This window comes from Anaerosporobacter sp., assembly GCF_965301125.1.
Genome location: NZ_CBDLAM010000163.1, coordinates 5,740 through 8,358, shown reverse-complemented (window position 1 = coordinate 8,358; position 2,619 = coordinate 5,740). Strand labels below are relative to the sequence as shown.

General features: G+C 34.4%; 3 protein-coding genes. 2 read left to right on the top strand and 1 reads right to left on the bottom strand.

What is annotated here, in order from left to right; all coding sequences use genetic code 11:
- Window positions 1–325: 325 nt before the first annotated feature.
- Window positions 326–1,285 (bottom strand): peptide-methionine (R)-S-oxide reductase MsrB, encoded by a 960-nt coding sequence (msrB, locus tag ACW2QF_RS15250; RefSeq protein WP_455716867.1) that lies wholly within the window; start codon window positions 1,283–1,285, stop codon window positions 326–328.
- A gap of 336 nt (window positions 1,286–1,621) precedes the next feature.
- Between msrB and ACW2QF_RS15245 the strand changes: the two genes are divergently transcribed.
- Entirely contained in the window at window positions 1,622–2,149 is a 528-nt protein-coding gene (locus tag ACW2QF_RS15245; protein ID WP_455716866.1) for a GNAT family N-acetyltransferase, read from the top strand.
- A gap of 189 nt (window positions 2,150–2,338) precedes the next feature.
- Window positions 2,339–2,572, top strand: a complete 234-nt coding sequence (locus tag ACW2QF_RS15240) for a hypothetical protein (protein WP_455716865.1) — start codon at window positions 2,339–2,341, stop codon at window positions 2,570–2,572.
- The last annotated feature ends 47 nt before the right edge of the window (window positions 2,573–2,619 follow it).

The following is a 2,619-nucleotide window of genomic DNA, read 5'->3' as shown; positions in this document are numbered from 1 at the left end:
GGAGTATCGCCTTGCCAAGGCGAGGGTCGCGGGTTCGAATCCCGTCTCGCGCTTAACTTAATTCGTCAGAAGTCCTTTATTTATGAGGATTCTGGCGATTTTTCATTTCTGGAGTTTTGAGTATACGTGAGTACGTCACTTCCATTCATCTCTGAAAGCACATCTGTTTTTATTTACAGCCAGAACCCCGAATGCAACACCGTTGGATATTAACATTAAAAAATAGCAACACAAAGATTGGCACCTTATTTTCGTAAGAAGCCCTTTATTCAAGAGCTTCTTACGAATTACATTATTGTCTAATGCGAATGATGAAATGAATTGCTTAACTATTCAAGTACTTAAGGTATTCTCCATAGCCTTCTTCAACCATCTTAGCTTTAGGAACAAAGCGTAATGAAGCTGAATTAATGCAATACCTTAGGCCACCAGCTTCTTCAGGTCCATCATTAAATACATGTCCAAGATGGGAATCTGCAGAAGTGCTTCTTACCTCTGTTCGATTTCTTCCATGTGATAAGTCTTCCTTTTCATAAACGGCTTGTCCTAAAATTGGTTTTGAAAAAGCAGGCCATCCACAGCCAGATTGGAATTTATCCGTAGAAGAGAATAGTGGTTTTCCGCTAACGATGTCAACATAAATACCTTCTTCAAAATGGTTATCGAATTCATTTGTATATGGACTTTCTGTACCGCTTTCTTGAGTTACGTGATATTGTATTGGTGTTAATTTTTCTTTCAGTTCTTCCTCGTTATAATGGTTCTTATAACTGTTATTTTCAATAAATTTCTTTCTACCCGATCCATTATAATATAATTTATAATGAAGGCTGTTCTTCTTATAGTAATCTTGGTGTTCTTCCTCTGCCTCATAAAATTCTTTAGCAGGAAGTACTTTTACAGCAATCGGTTTGCTGTAGTATCCTTTTTCATCTAGCACCTTAATATAGTTCGTTGCAATTTCTTTTTGTTGCTCAGAAGTATAAAAAATAGCTGTTTGATAGGATGATCCGCGATCTGCGAATTGTCCTCCTTCATCTGTTGGATCTATGCTTTGAAAATAAATCTTTACGATCTCATCATATGAAATAATAGAAGGATCAAATTCTATTCGAACGGCTTCTACATGTCCTGTAGTTTTGCTACAAACTTCTTGATAGGTCGGGTTTTTGGTGTGTCCACCTGTGTATCCAACACGTACACTTTTAATACCTGGCCATTGATCAAATGGTTTTACCATACACCAAAAACATCCACCAGCGAAAATAGCAGTTTCTATGTTCATAATATTCAACTCCTTTGTCTGTTTAAATTTATATTATCTCGTTACAATTGTGCATCTATAATAATACATCCTTATTAAAGGACAAAAGGTATTTTACCCCCTGATACCTACGGTTTGTTACACATAAGGAAGATTTTATCCCCTAACTTTAATACAATGGGGCGTAAATTGCAATAGTAAACTTATCACAAAATAATCGGAGAACTCAGTGTAATTATGTAATATGATTGTGTAAGTAGTAAATTTGTATACACAGATTACTGGAAATTTAGTTTATTTATGATATTTGATATGCTATTATAATATCAATAAATAATTTAAAAGGGGAAATTAAAAATGAACATTAGCGTTGAATTAGGAAATGTAAAAGATATAGATGAATTAGAGCAATTATACAATGAGTTAAATGATTATCTGGCAGCAGGAACAAATTATCCTGGCTGGAAAAAAGATGTGTATCCTATACGTGAAGATGCGGCTAAAGGAATTGAAGAGGGCTATTTATATGTAGCTAGATATAATGATAAAATTGTCGGAACAATCATTCTAAACCATGAGCCAGAAGATGCTTATAGTAAGGCTAATTGGACAATTGAGGCTGATTATTCGGATGTAGTGGTCGTGCATACATTTGTAGTACATCCTGACTATCTGAAGGAAGGAATTGGACAGAAGTTAATGGAGTTTGCTACAAGTCATAGTAAAGAGATGAAAGCAAAGGCAATACGATTAGATGTTTATGAAAAAAATATTCCAGCAATTAAACTATACGAAAAGCTTGGGTATCAATATATTGATACTATAGATTTGGGATATGGAGAGTATGGTCTTGACTGGTTTAAGCTATATGAGAAAGTATTATAAGGAATGATGAGGAGATAGCGATGGATAGAGAAGTAACCTTCAGTACGCAGGTGAGGATGACATAGGTTTGATTCTAAAGTTCATAAGAGGACTTGCTGAATATGAGAAGGAGCGAAGTCAATGGATGACTGGACTGTCTACCGAATCACGGGAGACGAATTAAAGAATATGGAATAGGAGAATACAGTAGTGTTTATAAAAGAAGATAATACTTTTAATGATATGAGAAAAAATTCCACAATGCAATGGCTTGAGCAATTGTTGGACGAAGAAGATGTGGTGAATAAACACGGTGCAAAACTTACTTTAGAATATATCGAATACCTCAATCAAAAGAATAATGAATTGAAGGAACAGATTGCATTAAGGGATGAATTCTTAAGACGTCTAAAGAATAAGAATAATAATCCAAATAATGGTTGACAAACATTGGTAAAAGATGTATAACTTAATTCCTGACTATTTTTAAT